The organism is Catellatospora chokoriensis (assembly GCF_011297315.1).
Classification (GTDB): domain Bacteria; phylum Actinomycetota; class Actinomycetes; order Mycobacteriales; family Micromonosporaceae; genus Catellatospora; species Catellatospora citrea.
Genome location: NZ_JAAOTI010000011.1, coordinates 127,348 through 151,613 on the forward strand (window position 1 = coordinate 127,348; position 24,266 = coordinate 151,613).

A 24,266-nucleotide genomic window follows, 5' to 3' on the forward strand; every position below is an offset into this window, starting at 1 on the left:
GGGGCGATGCGTACTAAATGGGCTTTATGTCGTCCGGCCGGGACGGGTCCAGCGTCGTGTCACGAACCACGGCCCGCACCTCGTCCAGCGCCGTCGGCGCGGCCGACAGGGTCCGGCAGCCCGCCGACAGCAGCAGCGGCACCAGCGCCGGATCACCGGCCGCGTCGCCGCACACCGACACGTCCCGGTCGTGCCGGCGGCCCGCACGCACCACCGCCACGACCGCGGCCAGCACCACCGGGTCGGCGATCCGGCCCGGCGTCAGCGCCGGATCGCGCCGGTCCAGCCCGAGCAGCGACGCGGTCAGGTCGTTGCTGCCGATCGACAGGAAGTCGGCGGCGGCCGCCAGCTCGTCGATCACCACCACCGCCTCCGGCAGCTCGATCATCGCGCCCAGCGGCGGCGGCGTGACCCCGCGCGCGGCCGCCGCGGCGTCCAGCAGCTCGCGGCACCGGTCCAGCTGGCCCACCGAGACGACCATCGGGATCATGACGCGCAGCAGGGCGCCGTCGGCCTCGTCCAGGATCGCCGCGAACTGGTCCGCCAGCGACTGCGGGGTGTCCAGCATCAGCTCCAGCCCGCGGTGGCGCGACGAGGTGCCCCACAGGAACGGCGGCAGCTTGTCCGGTGCGAAGTCGAGGGTGCGCACGGTGGCCCGGTGCCCGGCCAGCGCTGCCAGCACCGGCCGCAGCGCCGCCGCGTGCTCGGACCGGGTCGGCCAGTGCGTGGTGTGCAGGAAGGCCACCTCGGTGCGGATCAGCCCGGACCCCTGCGCCCCGGCGGCCAGGCCGGCGACCGCGTCGGCCGCGGTCGACACGTTGACCAGCAGCGTCACCGGGGTGCCGTCCCTGGTCACCGCGGGCTGGTCGCGTTGCGCCGCCAGCTCCTCGCGGCGCAGCCGCGCCACCGTGGCGGCCCGCCGGGCGGCCTCCACGCGGTGCGGCGTCGGCGACACGGTCAGCGTCGCCACGACCGCGTCGAGCACCGCCTCGCGGCCCGCCGACGACGCCGGCACGTTCACCCCGAACAGCAGCGGCACCCCCAGCGCCCGCGCCACGATCGCCACGTGCGCGTTCGGCCCGCCGAGCCGCGACACCCCGCCCACCACCGGCACCGCCGGGTCCAGCAGGTCGTCGGCGCCCAGCTCCTCGGCGACCAGGATCACCGGCTCGTCGTCCGGCCCGGTCCGCTGCCCGCCCCCGGATCGCAGCTGCTCGACCACGCGGCGGCCGATCTGGCGTACGTCGGCGGCCCGCGCGGCCAGCGTCGGGTCCGACAGCCCGGCCAGCACCCCCGCGTACCGCTCCGCCGCGTCGAGCACCGCCCGGTCCGCCGGGGTGCCGTTCTCGACCCCGCCGATCGCGGCCGAGCGCAGGTCGGGGTCGTCGGCGATGAGCGCGGTCGCCTCCAGGATGTCGGCGGGCGTGCCGTTCTCGCCACGGGCGCGCATGCTCTGCGCGGTGCAGCGCAGCCGGGCCGCGACCGCGTCGAACGCCGCCCCGACCTGGTCCGGGGTGGCGGACACCGATTCGCCGTTGTCGCCGTACGCCAGATGGCGCAGCCGGCCCACCGCGACGCCGGGCGCGCCCGCGACCCCGCAGTAGACCTCGGGCCTCATGGCGCGGTGGCGTCGGCCAGGGCCTGGAAGATCAGCCAGGTCGAGGTCGCGCCCGGGTCCTGGTGCCCGATGCTGCGCTCGCCGAGATACGACGCACGCCCCTTGCGGGCCTGCAGTGGCACCGTGGCCCGCACGCCCTCGGCCGCGGCCTCCGCGGCGGCCCGGGCGGCCGCGGCCAGCCCGCCGTCACCGTCGCCGCCGTGCTGGCGCAGCGCCGCGTCGTAGGCGTCGACCGCCGGCAGGTACGCGTCCACGATGGTCTTGTCGCCCGGCGCGGCCCCGCCCAGCTTGCGCAGCGCCTCCAGGCCCGCCCGCAGCCCGGCCCCGAACGCCGCCGCGTCCACCTCCGGACCCTCCGGCAGCGACTTGCCCAGCGCCCGCAGCGCGCTGCCGTACAGCGGCCCCGACGCCCCGCCGACCTTCGACACCAGCGTCGATCCGGCCAGCGTGAACACCGCGCCGACCCCGTCGGGCGCGGCCCCGGCCAGCGCGGTGCGCACCGCGCCGAAGCCCCGGTTCATGTTGACGCCGTGATCGGAGTCGCCGATCGCGGCGTCCAGCGTGGTCAGCTGATCGGCCTGAGCCGCGATGGCGTCCGCGGCCGTGTCCAGCCAGGCCTTGGCGAGTGCGACGTCCATCAGACACCCCAGCGCAGCGCCGGCGTGCGCACCGGGGCGTCCCACAGCCGCAGCAGCTCCGGATCGGCCCGGCACACCGTCAGCGACATGCCGGCCATGTCCAGGCTGGTCACATAGTTGCCGACGAGATTGCGCGCGATGCGCACCCCGGCCGACTCCAGCAGCCCGGCGAACTCGCCGTAGAGCAGGTACAGCTCGATCAGCGGGGTCGCGCCCAGCCCGTTCATCAGCACGATCGCGTCCTCGCCCGCGGCGATGGGCTTGGCCGCGAGGATCGCCTCCAGCGTCATCGTGGCGATGTCGCGAGCGGGCAGCAGCTTCTCGCGGCGGCGGCCCGGCTCGCCGTGGATGCCGACGCCGACCTCCATCTCGTCCTCGCCCAGCTCGAAACCGGGCCGCCCGGCGGCGGGCGTCGTGCACGGGGTCAGGGCGATCGCGAAGGAGGCGCTGGCCTCGTTGACGCGGGTGCCCAGCGCGGCGACCGAGGCGGCGTCGCCGCCCTCCTCGGCCAGCGCCCCGGCGATCTTCTCGATCAGCATCGTCGCGCCGGTGCCGCGGCGGCCCGCGGTCCAGGTCGAGTCCTCCACCGCCACGTCGTCGTCGACCAGCACCGAGTGCACCTCGATGCCCTCGTCACCGGACAGCTCCGCGGCCATCTGGAAGTTCATGACGTCGCCGGTGTAGTTCTTCACGATGTGCACCACGCCCGACCCGGCGTCGACCGCCTTCGCCGCGGCGAGGATCTGGTCGGGCACGGGCGAGGTGAACACCTCACCGGGACACGCCGCGTCGAGCATGCCCAGGCCCACGAATCCGGCGTGCAGGGGCTCGTGGCCCGACCCGCCGCCGGAGATCAGTCCGACCTTGCCGGCCCGCGGCGCGTCGGCCCGGACCACGATCTGCTGCTCCAGGTCCACCCGCAGCTCCGGGTGGGCGGCGGCCAGGCCCACCAGCGCCTCACGGACCACCGCGTCGGGGTGGTTGATGAACTTCTTCACGGCCGGGCTCCCTTCACTGCGCTAGTGGCTCGTCCCGGTGGTTCGCCTGGACGGCGACACCGTGACTCCCCACCAGCGTCATCCCGGGCGCATCGGACCGGCCCGGGGACGCGACCCTCGCGCCGCCGGTGGGCGTCGTGATTCCATCCTGCCCCGACCGGGCGCACCGCGCCCGGTTTACCGGTCCGCGGGCTACCATCCCCACATGAGCGGCACCGTTGGCCTGGTCCTCGTCTCGCACAGCCCCGATCTGGCCGCCGGGCTGCGCGACCTGCTCAGGCAGGTGGCCGGCGACGCGGTCGCGGTCACCGTCGCGGGCGGCGACGACGACGGCGGCCTGGGCACCTCGTACGAGCTGATCCGCGACGCGATCGCCGAGGCCGGCTCCGGCGAGGGTGTGGTCGTCCTGCCCGACCTGGGCAGCTCGGTGCTCACCGCGAAGGCGCTGCTCGAGGAGCACCCGGACCCCAAGGTGCGGCTGGTCGACGCCCCCTTCGTGGAGGGCGCGGTCGCCGCCGCCGTCATCGCGTCCACCGGCGCCGATCTGGACACCGTCGTCGACGCCGCGGAGGAGGCCTGGCATGCCCGAAAGCTCTGAGACCACCGTGGTCCTGCCCGCCCACCTGCACGCCCGCCCCGCCGGCCAGGTCGTCGTCACCGCCGCCAAGTTCACCAGCACCGTGGAGATCGTCTACGGCGCCAAGACGGCCAACGCCCGCGGCGTCCTGGCCCTCCTGGCCCTCGGCGCCACCGCCGGCGAGACCGTCACCGTCCGCGCCACCGGCCCCGACGCCCCGCAAGCCACCGAAGCCGTAGCCACCGCCCTCCGCACCACCGAGTGAGCGAAGGAAGGGCACCTTCCCATCGCCATCCGTAGAGGAAGGGCACCTTCTCAACGCGAACCACCCGCTGACCTGCGGCCCTGCCGCCCGTTCAACGCGGCGACGGCTCGCTCGCGCCGGATCCGGGCCGACTTTGATAGACACTGGCCTATCTGATCGAGAATTTGTAGATCAAACTCGACGTAATAGGCCAACGTCTATGCCGGGCGCGCTGCTCCGCGGGCCGAGCCACTGGCCTGCCTGCCTGATGGGCGACTGGCGGCGGGACGGGCGGGAGGTCGTCAGCTCCAGGGCAGGGTGGCGCGGTGTTTCCAGTACCGGTCGGCGGGCTCGGCCAACACCGACAGCCGCGCGAGCTGGTCAGCGGAGAGGCGCACCTCGGCCGCGGCCAGGTTCGTCGCCAGCTGGGCCGTCGTCGCCGCGCCCGACAGCACGACTCCGGCCCACGGCTGGCACAGCACCGCCGCCAGCGCCACCGCGTCGACCGGCGCACCGGTCTCCGCCGCCACCTCGGCCAGCGCGCCCAGGTCCGGCGACGGCTCGGCCAGCCGGCCGTTCGCCATGGCCTCCTTGACGATCACGTGGCACCCGGCGGCACGGGCGGCGGCCAGCGCCCGTCCGGCGGACGGTTCCAGCACGTTCCAGGTGGCCTGCACGCTGCGGAACAGCGGCACCCCGTCGACCTCGATCCGCAGCGCCGCGTCGATCGTGTCGGCCTGCCGGGGGCCGCTGCTGGAGAACCCCACGGTCACCCCGGTCGCAGCCAGGTCGGCCAGGCGCCGGTGCAGCGCGGTATCGGTCAGCGCCGGGCTCTCCACGGTCAGCGAATGGATCTGGTACAGGTCCAGCCGCTCCCCCAACAGCCCCCGCGTCTCCAGCAGCTGGCGTTCGTACACGGCGAGCCCGTGGTCCTTGGCCTCGTGCACCTCGGCGTCGACCCGCCAACCGCCGGTGTACGTGTAACCCCATTTGCTCCCGACCACCATGTCGGGCACGTCCCGCGCGCCCAGCCACCCGGCCAGGAACTCCTCCGCGCGGCCGTACGAGCGCGCCGCGTCGGCGTACCGCACCCCGGCCGCGTAAGCCGCGTCGAGCAGCTCGTACGTGCGTTCCCGCAGCGCCTCGACGGTCCGCTCGGCGGGCAGGTCCCGATCCCGGTGCAGGTTGATGTATCCCGGTCGCCCCACCGCGGCCAGCCCGAACCCGAGCCGGGCGACGGGGCTGCTCAGGTCGAGCCGTTCCAGCGACATGCCTACATCATTCCGCCTGCACCGGCGGGCGTCGATCCGACTTCCCGCAGAACCCGACCCGCGCTCCCGGTCCGCCCGGTAGCGTCCGAGCTGGGCATACGAGTCCGCGCGTCGCCACGCCGCGGTGGTCTGCAGCACGCGCTCCCCTCCGTCGACACCTCACGGGAGGTTCCGGATGGTCGACCGGCGCACATTCGGCAAGATCGTCGGCTCGGGGGCGGTGGCCGCCCTGGGCGGGCTCGCCGCACCACCCGCGGCCGCCCGCGCAGCGGACCCGGCACGCGCTGCGGGCACGGGCCGGGCAGCCGGCACGATCCTCGCGAGCGGGTCGACGGCGAGCGCCACGAGGCGGGCGCAGCCCGAGTTCGGCCCGGTACGCCAGCTCGATGCGGGCGAGCTGAACGTCGGCTACGTCGAGACCGGCCCCGCCGCCGGCCGGCCGGTGTTCCTGCTGCACGGCTGGCCGTACGACATCCACAGCTACACCGCCGTCGCGCCGCTGCTGGCCGCCAAGGGCTACCGGGCGATCGTGCCGTACCTGCGCGGCCACGGCACGACCCGGTTCCGGGACGCGGCGACGCCCCGCACCGCGGAGCAGTCGGCCTTCGCGCTGGACCTGGTCGCGCTCATGGACGCCCTCGGCATCCGGCAGGCGGTGCTGGCCGGTTTCGACTGGGGTTCGCGTACCGCCGACGTCGTGGCCGCGCTGTGGCCGGAGCGGGTCAAGGCGCTGGTCTCGGTGTCCGGCTACCTGATCACCAACCGGGAGGCCAACAAGCAGCCGCTGCCCCCGAAGGCCGAGTGGGCATGGTGGTACCAGTACTACTTCGCCACCGAGCGGGGCCGGCTCGGTCTCGACAAGAACCGGCACGACCTGGCGAAGCTGATCTGGGCGTACGCGTCCCCGACGTGGAAGTTCGACGACGCGACCTTCGACCGCACCGCGGCGGCCTTCGACAACCCCGACTACGTGCCGATCGTGATCGGCAACTACCGCTGGCGGCTGAGCCTGGCCGAGGGCGACCCGCGCCACGACGACCTGGAGGCGCAGCTGGCGAGGAGCCCGACGATCGGGGTCCCCACGATCACGATCGACGCCGAGGAGGACCCGTTCGTGGCGCCGGGCAACGGCTCGGCCTACCGGGCGAAGTTCACCGGCCCCTACGAGCACCGCGCGCTGCCGGGCATCGGCCACAACGTGCCCCAGGAGGCCCCGGCGCCGTTCGCACAGGCCGTCACCGACGCCGACCAGCTCACGTAGCGACTGACGTTAAGAAGGGCACCTTCTACAACGCGGAGCGTTGTGAAGGTGCCCTTCCTTTCTTCTACTAGCTGATGTTGAGGGTGAAGGTGGTAGTCGTGTTCTTGATGTTCTGGAAGTTGTTGCTGAAGGTCAGGTTGTTGAAGGTGGCCGAACCCCTCGCCGGACCCTGACCCGTTTCGGGCAGCTCGTTGACCCAGATGCCGAAGCCGGACTTGGCGTCGAACGCGTCACCGCTCTTCTGCGCGCCGCTGATGCTGACGTTGGTGAAGACGGTGTCGGTCACCGGCTGCTGCTCCGGGTACTTCGACTGGAACATGATGCCGGAGTACGTCGGGTCGACGATGTCCACATCGGTCACCCGGATCCCGCGGAACTCCTTCGAGGCCGCGAAGACCCAGATGGCGCCGAAGGTCTGGTTGCCCCAGAAGTGACCGCCGGCCCGCACGAGCGAGATGTTCTCGAACCGGGTGGGCGTGGTGCCGAATCCGACGAACGGGTATCCGAAGTCCAGCGAGCTGATCGTGATGCCGGAGTACGTCAGCATGTCCGCGATGTACAGGTTGCGGAACACGTTGTCGTAGCCGCCGTACACGGCCAGACCCGCGGCACGCCAGGTCAGCGTCGCCGAGAGGTTCTCGAAGACGTTGCCGTGGTTGCCGACCGAACCACCGGAGTCGATCGCGGAGAACAGCGCGAACGCGTCGTCGCCGTTGCCGCGTCCCTCGACGTTGGTGACGAGGTTGTTGGTGGAGTCGTTGGTCAGGTTGATGCCATCGGCGAAGGTGTTGCGGACCCGGCTGTTCTTGACCGTCCAGCCGCTGACCTTGACACCCCACCAGCCGCAGACCGTGTGCTCGACCCAGACGCTGTCGAACGTCAGGTTGTTCACCTGGCTCAGCTCGCCCCAGACCTTGCCCGGGCCGTCCTGGCGGATGGTGTAGTTGCCGAAGAACGCCAGGTGCTCGAAGGACGAGCCGTTGGCGCTGCTCTCCACCCGGAAGCCGGCGTCGGTGTTCTCCTGGCCGGTCGGGGTGTTGAAGCGGGTGTACCACATGCCCGCGCCGACGACCTTGATCGGCTTGCCGTAGATCTGGAACTTCTGCGCCGTCTCGTAGTTGCCGGCGGGCAGGTAGACACCGACGAACGTGCCGGTGGTGTCCATCCGGACCGCGTCGAGGGCGTTCTGGACCTCCTGGTGCGAGGTGCCGGTGGGCACCTTGTACCGGGCCGGGTCCGGGTTGGCCCGCTGGCTGACCAGCTCCAGGTTGATGAAGTCGATCGCGAAGGTGCCGCTGTTGGCCGCGTCCTTCTGGAGCTTGATCGTGGCGCCCTGCGGGATGGTGGAGTCCAGCAGGATGTTGGCCTCGTCGTACAGGTGACGCGCCGGGCCGGCGCCGGGCGAGTTGCTCGGCCCCGCCTCCGCGCCGTAGAGCCACGAGTACTTCGAGGTCAGCGTGATCGCCTTGTGGAACACGTTGTTGACGTAGATGTTCAGCGTCGACGTCGTGCCCGTGCCGCCCGAGTTGTCCGGGATGGAGAACCGGGCGACCAGCGCGTTGGCCGCGGACTTGGTGGTCCACTGCACGAACTGGCCGTTGCTGTTCAGCGTCACGGCCTTGCGGCCGCTGGCCTCACCGGCGAGGTCGCCGATGGTGCGGTTCGGGCCGACCACGGCCGCGCCGCCGCCGGTCGAGCCGTCCTCGGCCTCGTACATGTCGTAGTTCATGTTCGCGCCACGCCCGACGAACAGCGGCGTGTCGCTGGTGTTGTTGGCCTGCTTGACCGCCAGCTCGTTGGCGTCGTTGGCCAGCACCACGCGGACCGTGTACCGGCCGTTGGCCGCGGTCCACGTGCCCAGGTTCTGCGCCGCCGAGGTGGCGCCGGCGTTGATGACGCCGGAGACCGACCCGGTCAGCGTGCGGACCACGGTGCCGGCCTCGTTGAGGACGGTCAGCGTGATGCCGTGCGCGCCGCTCGCCGAGGCGATGGTGCCCTGGTTCTTGATGGCGACCGAGAACGTGACGTTGTTGCCCGCGGACGGGTTGCTCGGCGTCCAGCTCAGGTTCGCGACCAGGTCGGAGCTCTGCACCGGGCTTACCGTGAGGTTGCTCGACGCGGTGAGGCTGTTGTTGGCCTCGTTCTGCTCGATGACCGTGTTGGCCTCGTCGACCTTCGCGGTGACGGCGTAGGAGCCGGCGTTGCGGGTGCCGATGTTGGCGTTGACCGTCGTCTGCGCGCCGGCGGCCAGCGAGCCGACCGTGCCGGTGCCCACCAGGGTGGTGCCCAGGTAGAAGTTGACGTTGGTCGCGCCCGAGGTGTTGGTGCCCGCGTTGCGCACGACCGCGCTCACGGTGATCGCGTCGGTCTCCACCGGGGAGGCCGGGGACCAGGTGACCGAGGTGACGGTGAGGTCCGGGTTCGGCGCCGGGGTGCCGATGACCTGGAGCTCGGCGACCTGGCCGCCGGGGGCGCCGGTGTTGCCGGTGAACTGGAGCCGGATGTCGGCGTAGCTGCCGGAGGCGTTGATGGTCACCGTGTTGCCGGTGGCCGGGTTGAAGTTGTACGCCGCCGAGGAGACCACGTTGACGAACGACGACGAGCTCTGCTCGCGGCCCAGGACCTGGAGGGTCTGGGTGCGCGCGCCCCACGCGCCGTCCGGGTTCAGCTTGATCACGATCGAGCTGACGCCGACGTTGGAGCCCATCGCCACGGTGAGCTGGTTGGGCGACGTGCTGCCCTCCCAGTACGTGGTGAGGTCGCCGTCGTTGGCGTTCTCCGGCGCGAAGATGTGCGTGTGGCCGTTGTCCGTGATCGGCTTGTTGAGCGCCTGGTTGGTGCCGCCGCCACCGGAGCCGTTGCGGGTGACGATGTTGCTCATCGGCGAGATGTTGCCCGCCGCGTCCTTGGCCCGCACGTAGTAGCTGACCGTCGCGGTGTCCGGCTGGCTGTCGGTGTAGGTCAGCGTCGAGCCGTTCACGCTGGCCCGCAGCGCGCTGTTGGCGTAGATGTCGTAGCCGGTCACGCCGACGTTGTCGGTCGACGCGGTCCAGGTCAGCCGGATCTGGCCGGACGCGGGCAGGGTGTAGGCGAGGCTGCCGGGCGCGGTGGGCGCCTGCGTGTCCCCGGTCTGGCCGGTGCGGGTGACTGTGTTGCTGTTGCCCGACTGGTTGCCGGCCGCGTCGCGGGCCCGCACGTAGTAGCTGACCGTCTGGCTGTCCGGCCGGCTGTCGGTGTAGGTCAGTGTCGAGCCGCTGACGCTGGTCAGCAGGTCGCCGTTGGCGTAGATGTCGTACGCGGTGACGCCGACGTTGTCGGTGGAGGCGTTCCAGGTCAGGCGGATCTGGCCGGACGCGGGCTGCGTGTAGGCCAGGCTGCCCGGGGTGGACGGGGCCTGCGTGTCACCGGTCGTCGGGCCGTAGATCTCGAACTCGGAGATCTGGCCCGCCGGCCAGCCGGTGTTGGCGGTGATGTTGATCCGCACGTACCGGGTGGACGCGGTGGCGAAGTCGATCGTCACGGTGTTCGAGCCGGTGAAGTTGTACCCGGTCGAGGCCACGATGTCGGAGAACGTGGTGCCGTTGGCGCTGCCCTGCACGGCGAGGGTCTGCGTGCGCGCACCCCAGCCGGCCGGGATCTTCAGCACGACCCGGTTCACGCTCACGGTCGAGCCGAGGTCGACGCGCAGCCACTGCGGCCAGGCGTTGTTCACGCTCTCCCAGTAGGTGCCCTGGTTGCCGTCGTTGGCGTTGCCCGCGCCGTACACGTCGGCGTGGCCGCTCTCGGTGATCGACTTGCCGATGGCGAGGTTGCCGGACGAGCCGCCGCCCGCGCCGTACACCTCCAGCTCGGACAGCTGCGCGGCCGCCCAGCCGGTGTTGGCGGTGATGTTGATCCGCACATACCGGGTGCTGGCCGCGGTGAAGTTGACGGTCACCACGTTGCCGGAGCCGGGCTGGAAGTTGTACCCGGCCGAGCCCACGATCGTGCTGAACGAGGTGCCGTTGGTGCTGCCCTGCACGGACAGCGTCTGGGTGCGCTCGCCCCAGCCCGCGGGCAGCTTCAGCACGACCTGGTCGATGCTGACGGTGCTGCCGAGGTCGACCTGCGCCCACTGGGCGAAGGCGCCGGAGCTCTCCCAGTACGACCCCTGGTTCGAGTCGACCAGGTTGCCGGTCACGTAGGGTCCGTTGACGCTGCTGGCCGACGTCGTCTTGCCGGCGGCCAGGTTGGGCCCTCCGGCGGCCGAGGCCGATGACGTCGGCCCCGCCACGACGGCCAGGCTCGCCGCGACCACCGTCGCGAGCAGTCTGATCCGGACATTCTTGAGTTTCACTGCACTCCTCCCTGCATTGCCTCTCCTGCGTTTCATCCCGCCGCGAATCCGCGGTCGCCGTCGCGAACGACGGCCACCCCGTGGTGCGGAAGGCGACCCGGCCGGAGCGGATTGCGGCGACGTGCCAGCTCGCGCGCACACGCCGCCACGGCCGAGGAGCCACCTGCCACCTGAAGCACTGTTACGAGCTCAAGTCATCGGTGTTTCTGACTGTGGTAGCAAAACGTTAGAGCCTTGGTAGTTAGAAGTCCACAGTGCAATGCAAAAAACGTAGCAACCGTCGAGTGAGGACGGACAGTGATCATTTCCTGTGCGTACGGCCACGACCCCTTCGCGACCAGGGCCGGTCACCGCCGGTGACGTCCACTCATGACCACTGATCTCGGCAGTCTCCGTTGTGGACGGCCAGGCGCATCGTCAGGTACAGATGAGCAGGGGTGGCCCGTGGACCCTGGTGAGTCCGTCCCACGCGCCAGTTGCGGCAGCAAGCGTTGCGCCGTCACCGTCCGCAACGTTTCGCGCAGAATTGCAAACTTGCACTCAGCCCTAGATTTTTTGCATCGTGACCGGCCCGCCGCCCAGCGCCGCCGACGCCGCCTGGATGGTCCGCCGTTCCGGCATCCCGATGAAGTCGGCCAGCTCCAGCGCCTCGTTGAGGCAGGCACGCGCGGCCTCGACCGTGCCGTCGTGCTGGTGCACGCGGCCGAGCACCGCCAACGTCAGGACCACCGCGGGCCACTGCCCCGCCGTGCGCTGCACGGCCAGGGCCCGCGCGGCGTGGACCCGGCCGCCGGACATGTCGCCGAGGCCGTAGCACGCCTCGGCGAGGTGGTAGTCGGCGCGCGCGGTGTACAGCGGTGACGCGCTCCCGTCGAGCAGTTCCAGCGCCAGGGCCGCGGATTCGTACGCCTGCCGGTATCGCTGCCGCCCGGCGTACGCCCCGGCGCGGGTCACCGCGATGAGGTAGCGGGTGTACCGGTCACCCGTGTCACCGGCGATCGCGGCGGCCCGGTCCGCGCACTCGTCGGCACGGCCGGCCCGCCCGGCGCGCACGTGCAGCAGGGCCAGCCCGCACAGGGTCAGCACCTCCAGCCGCCGTTCGCCGAGCCGCACCGCCACGTCGAGTGCCGTGGCCAGCTCCTGTTCGGCTTCGTCGAGGCGGCCCGCGTCGCTGTGCACGAGCCCGAGGTAGTACCGGCGCTCGGCCTCGCGCCGTGCCGCGCCGAGTTCCCGGTCGACCGCCATCGCCCGGCCGAGCAGCGCCACCGCCTCGCCGAACCGGCCCTGCTGGTGGCGCACCTCGCCGAGGTTCGACAGCGCCACCGACTCCCCGATGCGGTTGCCCACCTCCCGCAGCACCGGCAGCGCCAGGTCGAGGTCGCGGACCGCGCCGGTGAAATCGCCCAGTTCCCGGCGCGCCGAGCCGCGATTGGCCAGATCGTGTGCCTCACCCGCGCGGTCGCCCACCGCCCGATGGATCAGCACCGAGGCCGACAGCACGCGGGCCGCCTCGCTCGGGCGTCCGGCGCGGTTGCGCGCCACCGCCAGACCCGACAGCGCGCTGGCCTCTCCGGGGCGGTACCCCGCCGCCCGGTAGCCGTCACCGGCCAGCCGGTACTGCTCGGCGGCCCGGCCGTAGTCGCCGTTGAGCAGCCAGCGGTACGCCATGGCGCACCGCATGGCGGCCGTGCCCAGCGGGTCGCCGGCCGCTCGCGCCGCGGCCATCCCGGACTCCACGACCGACAGCCACTCCGGTGGGGAGACCCGCTGGCGCAGCACCGGCACGAGCGCGTCAGCGAGGTACCAGGCCAGCTCGGGCAGCCCCGACGCCGCCGCCTCGTCCACCGCCGCGGTCAGGTTGTCCGTCTCGGCACGCAGCCACTCGTTGGCCGCGGCGGCCTGCGCGAACGCCACGTGCCGCACGGCCGGCTCCGCCGCCCTGGGCGGCAGCCGTGTCCCGGTCGTCGCCACGTGCGCGGTCGCCGCGACGACGCTGCGGTGGTAGAAGTCGAGCAGCCGCCGCAGCGCGTCGATCCGTTCGCCCGGCGCGGCGGCCGCCAGTTCGGCGCCGTACTGCCGGATGAGGTCGTGCACCCCGTAGCGGCCGGGTGCCAGGTCGATGAGCAGGTGCGCCGCCGCGAGCGTGTCCAGCAGCCGCATGGCTTCGTCCGTGCCGACCGCGGCCAACGCGGCAGCGGCCCCGACGGCAGCGCCGGCCGGGGTCGGGGCGGCGGCGAGCAGCCGGAACATCCGCTGCGCGGGGGCGGGCAGGGCGGCGTACGAGGAGGCGAACGCCGCACGCACGCTGGCCTGCGGATCGTCGGCGATCTGCAGGCCGCTGATCCGGTCGCCGGCCAGGTCGTCGAGATACCAGCGCAGACCGCGCCGGGGGTAGTCGGCCAACCGTGCGCCGGCGATGCGCAGCGCCAGCGGCAGGTGTCCGCACAGGTCGGTCATCTCGGCGGCCGCCGCGCTGTCGGCTGCCACGAGTTCCCGGCCCGCCGTGCGGCCGAGCAGTTCGAGGGATTCGGCGGGGGCGAGCACGCCGAGGGTCAGCCGCTGCGCGCCGTCCATGGCCACCAGGCCGCTGAGCCGGTTGCGGCTGGTGGCGACGGTGAGACAGCCGGGCTCACCGGGCAGCAGCGGCCGGATCTGCCCCACGTCGGCGGCGTCGTCCAGAATGAGCAGCAGCCGCTGACCGGCCACGACGGAGCGGTAGCGGGCGACCTGCTCGTCGAGGTCCGCGGGGATGTCGTCACCGGCCACGCCGAGCGCACGCAGCAGCCGGGGCAGCGCCTCCGACGGCGACATCGGCGTGCCCGGCTGGAATCCCTTGAGGTCGCAGTAGAGCTGCCCGTCCGGGAACCTGTCGGCCGCCTGGTGCGCCCAGTGCACGGCGAGCGTGGTCTTGCCCGCGCCGGCGGCTCCCGCCACGAGCATCAGCCGGTGGGGGCCCGTGCTCCAGGCCTCCAGCTGAGCCAGTTCCGCATGGCGGCCGACGAACAGCCCCGACCGCGCCGGCAGCTGGCGTGCGGGCGGCGTCGCCGGCGCGGGCGGCGTCGGCGCGGGCGGCGCCACGTCCACGGCCGGGTCGCCCGTCAGCAGTTGACGGTGTAGTTTCTGCAGGTCGGATGCGGGTTCCAGGCCCAGCTCGGTGGCCAGCCGCGCGCGGAGCGTCCGGTACAGTCCGAGCGCCTCGCCGCGCCGTCCGCTGTGGTGTAGGGCGAGCATGAGCTGCCCGTGCGGCCGCTCCCGCAGCGGGTGCTCGGCGACCAGGCTGCCCAGCTCGGCGATGAGCTCCGCGCCGCGGCCCAGGGTGAGCATGACGGAGGTGCGGTCCTCCAGCGCCAGCAGCCGCAGCTCGCCGAGGCGCGCCGCCTCCGCCTCCAGGAACAGGCCGGTGACTCCGTCCAGGGCGCTGCCCTGCCACAGGGCCAGCGCCTCGTCGTAGCGGGCGAGCGCCGCCTCGTGGTCGCCACGCCCGGCTGCGGCGCGGGCCAGAGCGAGCGTGTCTACGAAGATCTGCAGGTCGAGCTGGCCCGGGGCGGCGTGCAGCAGGTATCCCGGTGGCCGGGTGACGACCAGGTCACTGCCCGCGGCGGAGAACGCCTTGCGCAGCTCCGACACGAGCACGCGGATCCGGGCCGCGTGCGAGGGCGGCAGGGGCTCTCCCCAGATGGCATCGGCCAGCCGGTGCGCGGGCACGACCCGGCCCGCGTTGAGTGCCAGCACCGCCAGCAGCGCGCGCTGCCTGCCGCTGAGCGGGATCAGCCGGTCCGCTGCTCGAGCCTCCACCACGCCGAGCAGGCGGAAACTGACGGCTGCGGCAGCCTCGGCGCTGGTGACCATATTGGACAATCTAGTCCGGCGGCGATCATCCCGCTGCCGTGACGCCACTTCCTGCCGGTGCGGAGGCCGCGGCCTCCGCACCGGTCCAGGAGGTTCTCCAGGTCACGCCGTGCCGGACTGCGTCCTGCAGAAGACGGGGGTGCCGTTGGCACCGTCCTGCAGGCACACGGTCAGCCACACCGTGTTGCCCTCGGCGATCTCGATGTCGTACGGGTACAGCACGCAGCCGTTGTTGCCGCCGTTGGCGTCCTGCACCTCCGCCACGTGGTAGAAGCCGCCCGAGTACCACTCCAGCCACGCGACGGCGCGCTTGCCGTCGACCTGGTCGTCGCAGACGTTGAAGTACTCGCCGAGGTCGTTGAAGTGGGCGCTGCCGCCCGGGTTGTCGTCGGTGGTCTTCACCGAGATGTCGACGCCCGCGTGAGCAGGTGAGGCGTTGAGCATGATGCCGCCCGCGAGCAGCGTGGCGGCGGTGATGGACAGCGCCCGCTGCTTGATCGTTTTGGTGCTCATGACTTTCCCTTCGGTTGCCGGGTCGTCTCGTGGGGTCTCGCCACCGCCGCGGCTCATGCCCAGCCGGACTTGAGGTTGCCGAACCGAGGGGTCCCGTCGGACCCGTCCTGCAGCCAGACCTCGAGGATCACCTCGGTGCCCTCGGCGATCTCGATGTCGTTCGCGTACTCGGTGCAGCCGTTGTTCGCACCGTTCGCGTCGTGCACGGTCCTGGTGTGGTAGCTGCCGCCCGCGTACCAGGTGATCCGGGCGACCACGCGCAGGCCGTCAGCCTGCTGGTCGCAGGCGAACAGATGCTCGCCGGTGCTTTCGAAGAAACCCCGGCCGCCGGGGTTGTCGTCGAGGGTGTAGACCTCGGCGTCCTTCGAGGGAACGGCCGCGGCGGCCGGGACCGCGCCGATCGCGACACTCGCCGCGGCCGCCACGGCAGCAGCCGCCAGGGACAGGCCCCGTCTCAGTACCGGATGCGCCATACGTCCTCCTTCCTGTTTCGCCGCCGCGCACGGTGGCGTCGGCGCAGTCGAAACTAGGGATCTGGACGTATGGATCGCGTACGGATCGCGCACCGGCGCCGTTCGCGCGGCATCGGTCACGGCGGCAGAGCCGCCGGGCGCGTGGTGAGGTGAGCGGTCACATCCCGGCGGGACGGGTCAGGGCCGGCCGCGTCCGCGCGACTCGGCGGCGGACGCCGTCCCGGCACCTCGCGAGATCGTCGGCTAGGCCTCGTCGAGCATGGCGTGGGCGATGATCCAGCCGAAGCCGAGGACCTCCTCGCCGCAAAACTCCAGCCCGACGATGCGGCCGAAGGTCTGGCCGAGCTGGTTCTCGCCCATCCGGTGCACCGCGCAGGCGACCCAGCCGGAGCTCGGGGAAGCGGGGGCGGACAGGAGGACGTGCTTGCCGCAACGGTGGGACATGGGCTGACCTCGGGGTTCGGGGGTTGTCGACGGTAGCACCGCGAAAGGCGTACGCCCAGGTGTGCGCCCGTGCCAGCGGGCTGTGCGCGCCCTGCCAGCGCCCCCGCGCACCCTGGTCGCGTCAGACCAGGGAAGGAAAAGATCATGACCTACGCTTTCCAGGCCGAGGGCCTGGTCAAGCGGTACGGCAAGACCGTCGCGCTGGACGGCGTGGACCTCGCCGCCCGGCCAGGCACCGTGCTCGGCGTGCTCGGCCCGAACGGCGCCGGCAAGACCACCGCGGTCCGCGTGCTCGCCACGCTGCTGCGCCCCGACGCGGGCCGGGCCACGGTCGGCGGGTACGACGTCGTGCGCGACGCCGACCAGGTGCGCCGCCGCATCGGCCTGACCGGCCAGTACGCCTCCGTCGACGACGACCTCACCGGCACCGAGAACCTGCTGCTCATCGGCCGCCTGATGGACCTGCGCAGCGCCGACGCCCGGGTCCGCGCCGCGGAACTGCTGGCCCGCTTCGACCTCACCGAGGCCGCCGGCCGGCCCGCCCGCACCTACTCCGGCGGCATGCGCCGCCGCCTCGACCTGGCCGCCAGCCTGGTCGGCCGCCCCGAGGTGATCTACCTCGACGAGCCGACCACCGGCCTGGACCCGGCCAAGCGCGACGACGTGTGGAACATGGTCCGCGCGCTGCTCGCCGACGGCACCACGGTCCTGCTGACCACGCAGTACCTGGAGGAGGCCGACGCGCTCGCCGACGAGATCACGGTGATGGACCACGGCCGGGTGATCGCTCACGACACCCCCGCCGATCTCAAGCGCATCGTCGGCGGCCAGACCATCGCCGCGCGCCCGGCCGACCCGGCCCGGCTCGGCGACACCGAGCAGATCCTCGCCGAGGTGTCCGGCCACCGGCCCGAGTCGCCCAGCCGCGGCGTGCTCACCGTGCCGGTGCCCGACGACACCGCGTTCACCGAGGCGGTGCGCCGGCTGGCCGCCGCGGGGATCACCATGACCGAGCTGTCGCTGCGCCTGCCCAGCCTCGACGAGGTCTTCCTCACCCTCACCGGCCACGGAGCCGACGACCGCCAGGAGGCCGGCGTATGACCGCCACCCTCACCCCGCCCGCCCCGGCCGTGACCCCCGCGGCCCCGGCCCGGCGCCCGTTCCGCCTGATCCGGCACAGCCTCGCGCTGGCCGCCCGCAGCCTGACCAAGACCCGTCGCACCCCCGAGCAACTGCTCGACGTCACCCTGCAACCGGTCATCTTCGTGGTCATCTTCGTGTACCTGCTGGGCGGCGCGGTCGCCGGCTCGCAGCACGCGTACCTGCAGTTCCTGCTGCCCGCGATCATGGTGCAGACGGCCATGTTCGCCTCGACGGCGATCGGGGTGAACCTCAACAGCGACATCAAGAAGGGCGTCTTCGACCGCTTCCGCAGCCTGCCCATCGCCCGCTCGGCCCCGCTCATCGGCGCGGTGGTCGGCGACGTGATCCGCTTCGTGGTGGCGATGGTGGTGCTCATCGGCTTCGGCAGCGCGCTGGGCTTCCGCTTCGGCAACGGCCTGCTCCTGGGCCTGGCCGCCTGCCTGCTCGTGCTGGTCTTCTCGTTCTGCCTGAGCTGGACCTCGGTCCTGATCGGCATGCTGGTCCGCGAGCCGGGCGCGGTGCAGGGCATCTCGTTCCTCATCATGTTCCCGCTCACCTTCGGCACCAACATGATGGTCCCCACCGACACCCTGCCCGGCTGGCTCCAGGCCTGGGTGAAACTCAACCCCGTCACCGACGTCATGGAAGCCGCCCGCGGCCTGATGCTCGGCGGCCCCATCGCGGGCCCGATCACGTCCACCCTCCTGTGGTCGCTGGGCCTGCTCGCCGTCTTCGCCCCCCTCGCCGTCCGCGCCTACCGCCGCCGCACCTGACCAGAGCGCAGGAAGGGCACCTTCTTGACGGACGTCCGTGCAGAAGGTGCCCTTCCCCTCCGTGCAGGGCGGTGAGCTGGGGCGATTCGGGACGAGTCAGGTGAGGTGGTGGGGGTCGACGGCGTCGAGGCAGCCGGCGCGGTCCAGCAGGCGGCCCTCGGCGAACGCGTCGGCGAGCGCGGGGTCCGCGGCCAGCCAGGCGGTCAGCCGCAGCACGTCGGGGTTGGCCAGATCGGGGCTGCCGCGCAGAGTCTCGACCGCGCCGAGCACCCGCGCCGCCCGCGTCCGGTCACCGCGCGCCCGCCACACGTCGGCCACGCCGACACCGACCCGCGCCACCACCGGCATGTCCTTCACGGTGAGCGCGCCGGCGTAGGCCTCGACCAGGCAGGCGGCCGCCTCGTCGAGGTCGCCGACCGCCAGGGCCAGGTGTGCCTTCGAGCTCAGGATCAGCGAACGGAACTGCGGCGACGCCATCACCGCGTCGCCGAGCTGCGCCAGCGCGAGCCCGTACTGCCGGGTCGCCTCGGTCAGGTCGCCGCGCTGGCGGGCCAGGTCGCCCAGGCCCAGGCGGGCACCGCAGGCGTGCCGGGCCGACCCGTGCTCGGCGATCTCCCGCAGCACCGACTCGGCGGCCTCGGTCTCGCCCCGGTGCCCGCGCACGACGGCCAGCCGCACCTGCTGGTACTCGGTGTCGTCGGTGCCCGACAGCTCCCGGGTCAGTTCGATCGACTCGGTGATCGCGGCCACCGCGCCGTCGAAGTCGCCGCGGTTGGACCTGGCCTCGCCGAGCGCGGTCAGCGCCATGGACAGCGCGCCACGCTCCCCCACCTGGCGGAAGCCGTCGACCGCGGCGAGCAGGTCCGCGTACATGGCCTCGCCGTGGCCGTCGTTGTCGGAGATGAACGCGCGCGACAGGCGCAGCATCGACCGTGCCCAGGGATCGGGGTGGGACAGCTTGCGGTCGATCGCGGCTAGGCCGGCGGCGGTGTCGTCGATCAGCAGCGCCGCGACGGGCTCCAGCAGGGCCAGCAGCGGATGGTCCCAGGCCGGATCGAGGCTGCTCGCCAGGCGGCCGATCTCCTTGACCAGTTCGGTGCCGTCGCCGGGCTGGTCCGAGTTGGCGGTGTTGACCAGGTAGAACGCGGTGGCGATGGCCCGCTGCGGGCCGGGCGCCGCACCGGGCACCGCGAGCGCCTGCCCGAGCCAGCTCGCGGCCTCGGCGTTCGCGCCGAGCACGGTCCAGTAGAGGCCCAGCGCGGCGACCAGGCGCACCGCGGTGTCGGCGTCGCCCGCGTCGACGGCGGCGTGCAGCGCGGCCAGCATGTTGTCGCGCTCGGCGGACACCAGCCGGATCCAGTGCAGCTGCTCGGCCCCGCGCAGGTGCGGTTCGGCCTGCTCGGCGAGAGCCAGGAAGTATGCCGTGTGCGCGGCCCGCACCCGGGGCAGGTCGGTGTCGGCCAGCCGTTCCAGTCCGTACTCGCGGATGGTGTCGAGCATCCGGTATCGCAGCTCGCCGTCACCGGTGACCTGCAGCAGTGACTTGTCGACCAGCGCGTCGAGCAGGTCGGCGACGTCGGCGGCCGGGACCCGGTCGTCGGCGCAGACGCCCGCCGCGCTGTCGCGGGTCGCCCCGGCCGGGAACACCGACAGCCGCTCGATGAGCAGGCGTTCGGGCTCCAGCAGCAGGTCCCAGCTCCACGCGACGACCGCGCGCAGGGTGCGGTGGCGGGCCATGGCGGTGCGGCTGCCGCCGGTCAGCAGCCGGAACCGGTCGCCGAGCCGGTCCGCCAGGTGCGCCGGGGACATGAACCGCAGCCGGGCGGCGGCCAGCTCGACGGCCAGCGGCAGGCCGTCGAGGCGGCGGCAGATCTCCACCACGTCGGCGACGTTGCCGTCGGTGACCGCGAAGTCGGGCCGCACCGCGGCGGCGCGGTCGCGCAGCAACTGCACCACCGGGTACGCCAGCGCGCCTGCCACGCTCGCCGCAGGCTCGGGCAGGGCCAGCGGCGACACCGGGCACAGCGCCTCGCCGAGGATGTTCAGCGGTTCGCGGGTGGTGGCCAGCACCCGCAGCCGCGGGCAGCGGGTCAGCAGCTCCTCGGCCAGCGTCGCGACGGGCTCGACCAGGTGCTCGCAGTTGTCGAGCACCAGCAGCACGTCCTCGGCGGACAGGGCGTCGACGAGCCGGGAGGTCGCGTCGCGGGGCAGCACCGGCTGGCCGTTGTCCAGGTAGCCCGACTCGCGCAGGTCGAGGGCGCCGAGCAGCGCCTGGACCAGGGTCACCGGGTCGGTGACCGGGGCGAGCTCGACCAGGCACACCCGCAGCGCGGGGTCGTCGGCGTGCTGCCGCGCGGCGGCGGTGAGCGAGAGCCGGGTCTTGCCCGCGCCACCGGGCCCGACCAATGTCACCAGCCGGCTGCCGGCCAGCAGGCGCGCGATCCGGTCCAGCTCCTCGGCCCGCCCGACGAAGCTGGTCAGCGCGGTCCGCAGGTTGTCCCGGCGAGCCGGGGAGCCGGTCACGAACGCGCCCGGTTGCTCGGACGAGGTGCCCACCATGCCGGACGGCGTCGCCATGCCGGACGGCGTCGCCATGCCGGACGGCTCGGGCGAGGTCCACGTCGTGCCGGGCGCGGTGAAGGAGGTCTGCGCCATGCCGGGCCGTTCAGGCGAGGTCCGCATCGTGCCGGGCGGTGTGAAGGAGGTCCGGGCCGCGGGCTCGTCGCGCAGCACGGCCAGGTGCAGCTGCCGCAGCTCGGCGGACGGGTCGACGCCCAGCTCCCCGGCGAGCCGCCCGCGGAAGTCGGCGTAGGCGGCCAGCGCGTCAGCGGTGCGCCCGGCGGCGTGCAGAGCCCGGATCAGCAGCGCGCGCGGGCGCTCCCGCAGCGGCTGGTCGGCGACCAGGCGCTCCAGCTCCGGCACCACCCGGTCGGGCGCGGACACCGCCAGCTCCGCCTCGACCCGGTCCTCGACCGCGAGCAGGCGCAGCTCCTCCCACCGCGCGCCCGCCGCGCCGGCGTACGCCACGTCGGCGACCTCGGCGAGCGCATCGCCGCGCCACAGTGCCAGCGCCCGCCCGAGCAGCTCGGCCGCCTCCCCGGGGTGCCCGGCCGCCAGTGCGGTGCGCCCGCGCCGGGCCAGTTCCTCGAAGTGCAGCGCGTCGACGGCCTCGGGCACGATCTCCAGCCGGTAGCCGCCGGGGCCGAAGCTGACCGCGCCGTCGGGCAGCGCACGGCGCAGCCGCGAGACCAGGGTCTGCACCGCGTTGGCCGGGTCGGCGGGCAGCGTCTCGCCCCACAGCGCGTCGGCGAGCGCGTTCACCGGCACGGTCCGGCCCGCGTCCACGGCCAGCCGGATCAGCAGCGCGCGCAGCCGGGCCCCGGCCACCTCGACCGGCTCCCCGGCAAGGTGCACCTCCAGCGGACCCAGGATCCCCACGCGCATGTCGCCCAGTGTTCCAGGCGTGCGCCCGCCCGCCGATCCCACCGATCCCGCACGTGGGTCCGGCCACCCCCACCGGGCCTGCGCCCGCCGCAAGATCATCGGACTTGCCTGGCAGGTGGGCGTATCTTGACCCGCGATACGACCGGTTGCCAGGCAAGTCGGGTGACCTTGGGGGCGGCCGGCCCCGCCATGCCGGGGCCGGCCTCGGTGCGTTACGGGAGCTGGTAGTTCGCGTTGAGGGCCGCGCCGCGACCCGGCTGGGTCTCGTCGTAGCCGCGGGCGTTGCACTGCAGGCCGCCGCGTACGCAGTGGTTGACCAGGGCGGCCTGCGTGGCCGGGTCCCAGGCGTTGAAGAAGTCGTAGTGGAACGAGTAGCCCCGCCCGCTCGACAGCCGCACCTGGGACATGTCCCCGCTGACCGGGAACGCCATCTTGAACTCGATCATCGGCAGCGCCACCGGGTGGCTGGTCGGGCAGACCAGGTTCACCGGGTACGCCATGTGGCTCTTGTGGTCGGGGGTGTCCAGGTAGAGGCCGTCCCAGCAGCTAGGGGCCTGGTAGCGGACGTTGACCTGAGTGCCCGCGGGGCAGTATGTCGGGAAGTCGGCGTTGTGGTAGCTCTCGCCGCACTCCCAGCCCTCGACCGACCCGAACATGAACTGGTCGGCCGTGGCGTTCGGGCTGCCCACGACGAAACGCAGGCCCGGCGGGAACGGCCGGACGCTGGTGTAGTCGTTGACACCCGTCTTGTAGTAGATGACCTGCGGCCCGACCGGCGTGATCACCTGGTTGCCGTTGTAGAGGGTCGGCATCCAGTAGCCGGACTTGTCACCGGGCGCCAGGCACGTCGTGCCGCCGGCGTTCAGCGACGACAGCGTGCTGGCGGCGTTGGTGGTGCGGTTGCCCATGAACGTGTGCATGTGCGACGCGCCGGGCAGGCCCGGGTAGACGATCGGGTCGTCGGGCCGGTCGTGGCTGAACGCGCAGTTGGCCTGGAACTCGTGGAAGTAGGCGTGCGGCGGGTTGTAGGTCGACGGCGTGACCCCGGTGACCTGCGGATTGGCCAGCACGTAGCCGGTGGCCGGCGGCGCGGTGCCGTTGTCGCCGTACACCTTGAACTCCCACAGCGAGTAGCCGTAGCCACCGTTGCGGACCGTGCCGTACATCCGCACGTAGCGGCCGTTGCCCGTGACGTTGAGCGTCTGGGTGCCGCCGGTGCTCGTGGTGGTGCTGTAGATCGAGGTCCAGTTGTTGCCGTCGTTCGAGACCTGGATCTGGTACGCGGTCGCGTACGCGCCCTCCCACTGCAGCACCACCTGGGTGATCGCCGCGGTGGAACCGAGGTCGACGCGCAGCCACTGCGGGTCGCTGAACTGGCTGGACCAGCGGGTGGCGGGGTTGCCGTCGACCGCCGCGGTGGCGGGCGTGCCGCCGTTCTCGGTGGACGACGCGGTGGCCGGCCTGCCTTGCGAGAGCAGGGTGACGGCCGCCTGGGCGGACTGCATGGGCACCACGGTGACCAGTGACGCCAGCAGGGCTGCGGCAGCTAGTCCCGCGAGCGTGGAGCGCCTCGGCCGGCTCTGGCCGATCGATGTCATCGAATCTCCCGGAGGATGGGGGCTCGGCGCACCGGGAACGGTGCGGCGAGCCGGGACGGACGGGCCGTACCGCGGGGCCGATGACGGGCATGGCGTCTCCACACCGCAGTACGATGGAGAGCGCTCTCCAACAGTGTTGCGCCGCAGGTGCACCTCCGTCAATGTCCCGGGCGTTTTGGCCGTTATGCCGTGCCCGCCGCGCCGGCCGGTGCGACTCGGCCCACCAGCCGGATCACCTTGCACCCCAACGGAGTCGTCCTAAAGTCGGTCGCTAATGCTTTAAATCGGACTTATTCCACCCGGGTATTGACGAGCGGCAACATCCGCGTAACATCTCCGCTGTGGAGAGCGCTCTCCATCGCCGGTGCCGCCCCTGGATCCGAGGTTGCGGCACCGGTGTCAAGCACCGGCAGCGGCTCTCGCAGGCCGGTCCGGTGCGCGGAGAGCACACGCCATGCGACGCGGACCCGTCTCGTCGCGGAGATCGCTGCTTCCGGTCAGGACCTGTCGGGCGCCCGCTGGTCCTGACCGGGCAGGTCGACCGCGGTCCGCCGCCACGGGCCCGCGTCCGGCGCCTCGACGGTGATCTCCAATGCGTCGAGAGCGTTCGTGAGCTGCACGGCCCGTCCGCACGCGAAGACCAGCTCCAGCCCACCGAGCAGCCAGGCCTCGATACGCCCGCCGTCGCGCGCGGTGAGCCGGAAGTCGTGCTCCAGCGCCCGCACCGCGGTCACCGTCGCACCGAGCAGCACGTCCAGCTCGGCACGCGCGGGGTCGGCCCAGGCGACCTCCTGATCGGGGTCGTCCTGGTCGTCGGTGTCCGGCAGCGGATCGTCGGCCAGGTCGTCACGGCTCACGAAGAGCCGGTCGAAGCCTTCCGCGGCGAGCTCCAGCCGCTCGCCCTCGAACTCCAGCACGACCGGCAGCGTCGTGCACCTGTCGCCCTCGGCCACGTAGCAGAGCCCGCGGATCCGGGTCAGCCGCCGGCCGACGAGCGAGCGCAGGTGGTCGCCGTGCGCGCCGCGCAGGCCTGCCACGTCCGTCACCGGTTCAGGCCGGTAGCCCGCGAGTCCCCACACCGGCGTG

At 72.6% G+C, this 24,266-nt stretch carries 17 protein-coding genes; 5 read left to right on the forward strand and 12 right to left on the reverse strand.

Annotated features, from left to right (window positions below):
• Positions 1–13: 13 nt before the first annotated feature.
• From HAV39_RS18230 to dhaK, 3 genes are read right to left on the reverse strand one after another with little or no spacing between them, the layout of a single operon-like run.
• Complete coding sequence (locus tag HAV39_RS18230) at positions 14–1,618, reverse strand: putative PEP-binding protein (RefSeq protein ID WP_191840411.1); 1,605 nt, start codon at positions 1,616–1,618, stop codon at positions 14–16.
• On the reverse strand, positions 1,615–2,256 hold the full coding sequence (gene dhaL, locus HAV39_RS18235) for a dihydroxyacetone kinase subunit DhaL (RefSeq protein WP_191840412.1): 642 nt from the start codon (positions 2,254–2,256) through the stop codon (positions 1,615–1,617). The genes HAV39_RS18230 and dhaL overlap by 4 nt, the downstream gene beginning before the upstream one ends.
• Positions 2,256–3,254 (reverse strand): dihydroxyacetone kinase subunit DhaK, encoded by a 999-nt coding sequence (gene dhaK / locus HAV39_RS18240; RefSeq protein WP_191840413.1) that lies wholly within the window; start codon positions 3,252–3,254, stop codon positions 2,256–2,258. Before dhaK ends, dhaL begins: the two co-directional genes overlap by 1 nt.
• Before the next feature lie 205 nt (positions 3,255–3,459).
• Here dhaK and dhaM point away from each other — a divergent pair, with 205 nt between their 5' ends.
• Both dhaM and HAV39_RS18250 read left to right on the forward strand, forming a co-directional pair.
• Positions 3,460–3,852: a dihydroxyacetone kinase phosphoryl donor subunit DhaM gene (dhaM, locus tag HAV39_RS18245; protein ID WP_191840414.1), complete on the forward strand. Its 393-nt coding sequence runs from the start codon at positions 3,460–3,462 to the stop codon at positions 3,850–3,852.
• Positions 3,836–4,096 (forward strand): HPr family phosphocarrier protein, encoded by a 261-nt coding sequence (locus HAV39_RS18250; protein WP_191840415.1) that lies wholly within the window; start codon positions 3,836–3,838, stop codon positions 4,094–4,096. The genes dhaM and HAV39_RS18250 overlap by 17 nt, the downstream gene beginning before the upstream one ends.
• 281 nt (positions 4,097–4,377) lie before the next feature.
• Here HAV39_RS18250 and HAV39_RS18255 read toward each other — a convergent pair whose 3' ends face one another.
• A complete protein-coding gene (locus HAV39_RS18255) occupies positions 4,378–5,346 on the reverse strand; it encodes an aldo/keto reductase (RefSeq protein ID WP_191840416.1) in 969 nt (322 codons plus the stop codon).
• Positions 5,347–5,521: 175 nt separating this feature from the next.
• Between HAV39_RS18255 and HAV39_RS18260 the strand changes: the two genes are divergently transcribed.
• Positions 5,522–6,607 carry an alpha/beta fold hydrolase gene (locus tag HAV39_RS18260; protein ID WP_191840417.1) on the forward strand — a complete coding sequence of 362 codons (1,086 nt, stop codon included), beginning with the start codon at positions 5,522–5,524 and terminating at the stop codon, positions 6,605–6,607.
• Between the two features lie 67 nt (positions 6,608–6,674).
• Here the strand turns inward: HAV39_RS18260 and HAV39_RS18265 are convergent, their stop codons facing one another.
• The 5 genes from HAV39_RS18265 to HAV39_RS18285 all read right to left on the reverse strand — a co-directional run bounded on the left by HAV39_RS18265 (position 6,675) and on the right by HAV39_RS18285 (position 16,222).
• Positions 6,675–10,943, reverse strand: coding sequence for a discoidin domain-containing protein (locus HAV39_RS18265; RefSeq protein ID WP_373311849.1), 4,269 nt, complete (start codon positions 10,941–10,943; stop codon positions 6,675–6,677).
• Between the two features lie 546 nt (positions 10,944–11,489).
• A complete protein-coding gene (locus HAV39_RS18270) occupies positions 11,490–14,792 on the reverse strand; it encodes an AfsR/SARP family transcriptional regulator (protein ID WP_191840419.1) in 3,303 nt (1,100 codons plus the stop codon).
• A gap of 102 nt (positions 14,793–14,894) precedes the next feature.
• Positions 14,895–15,305: a hypothetical protein gene (locus HAV39_RS18275; RefSeq protein ID WP_191840420.1), complete on the reverse strand. Its 411-nt coding sequence runs from the start codon at positions 15,303–15,305 to the stop codon at positions 14,895–14,897.
• A gap of 53 nt (positions 15,306–15,358) precedes the next feature.
• Positions 15,359–15,778, reverse strand: coding sequence for a hypothetical protein (locus HAV39_RS18280; RefSeq protein WP_191840421.1), 420 nt, complete (start codon positions 15,776–15,778; stop codon positions 15,359–15,361).
• A gap of 243 nt (positions 15,779–16,021) precedes the next feature.
• Positions 16,022–16,222, reverse strand: coding sequence for a hypothetical protein (locus tag HAV39_RS18285; protein ID WP_191840422.1), 201 nt, complete (start codon positions 16,220–16,222; stop codon positions 16,022–16,024).
• Between the two features lie 144 nt (positions 16,223–16,366).
• On the opposite strand from HAV39_RS18285, the gene HAV39_RS18290 reads away from it, so the two are divergent.
• Both HAV39_RS18290 and HAV39_RS18295 read left to right on the forward strand, forming a co-directional pair.
• Positions 16,367–17,323 carry an ATP-binding cassette domain-containing protein gene (locus HAV39_RS18290; protein WP_191840423.1) on the forward strand — a complete coding sequence of 319 codons (957 nt, stop codon included), beginning with the start codon at positions 16,367–16,369 and terminating at the stop codon, positions 17,321–17,323.
• Positions 17,320–18,138: an ABC transporter permease gene (locus HAV39_RS18295; RefSeq protein ID WP_191840424.1), complete on the forward strand. Its 819-nt coding sequence runs from the start codon at positions 17,320–17,322 to the stop codon at positions 18,136–18,138. Before HAV39_RS18290 ends, HAV39_RS18295 begins: the two co-directional genes overlap by 4 nt.
• A gap of 96 nt (positions 18,139–18,234) precedes the next feature.
• Here HAV39_RS18295 and HAV39_RS18300 read toward each other — a convergent pair whose 3' ends face one another.
• The 3 genes from HAV39_RS18300 to HAV39_RS18310 all read right to left on the reverse strand — a co-directional run bounded on the left by HAV39_RS18300 (position 18,235) and on the right by HAV39_RS18310 (position 24,259).
• Positions 18,235–21,582 carry an AfsR/SARP family transcriptional regulator gene (locus HAV39_RS18300; protein ID WP_191840425.1) on the reverse strand — a complete coding sequence of 1,116 codons (3,348 nt, stop codon included), beginning with the start codon at positions 21,580–21,582 and terminating at the stop codon, positions 18,235–18,237.
• Between the two features lie 212 nt (positions 21,583–21,794).
• Positions 21,795–23,180 (reverse strand): DUF1996 domain-containing protein, encoded by a 1,386-nt coding sequence (locus tag HAV39_RS18305; protein ID WP_191840426.1) that lies wholly within the window; start codon positions 23,178–23,180, stop codon positions 21,795–21,797.
• 497 nt (positions 23,181–23,677) lie between these two features.
• Positions 23,678–24,259, reverse strand: a complete 582-nt coding sequence (locus HAV39_RS18310; RefSeq protein WP_191840427.1) for a hypothetical protein — start codon at positions 24,257–24,259, stop codon at positions 23,678–23,680.
• Between the last annotated feature and the right edge of the window lie 7 nt (positions 24,260–24,266).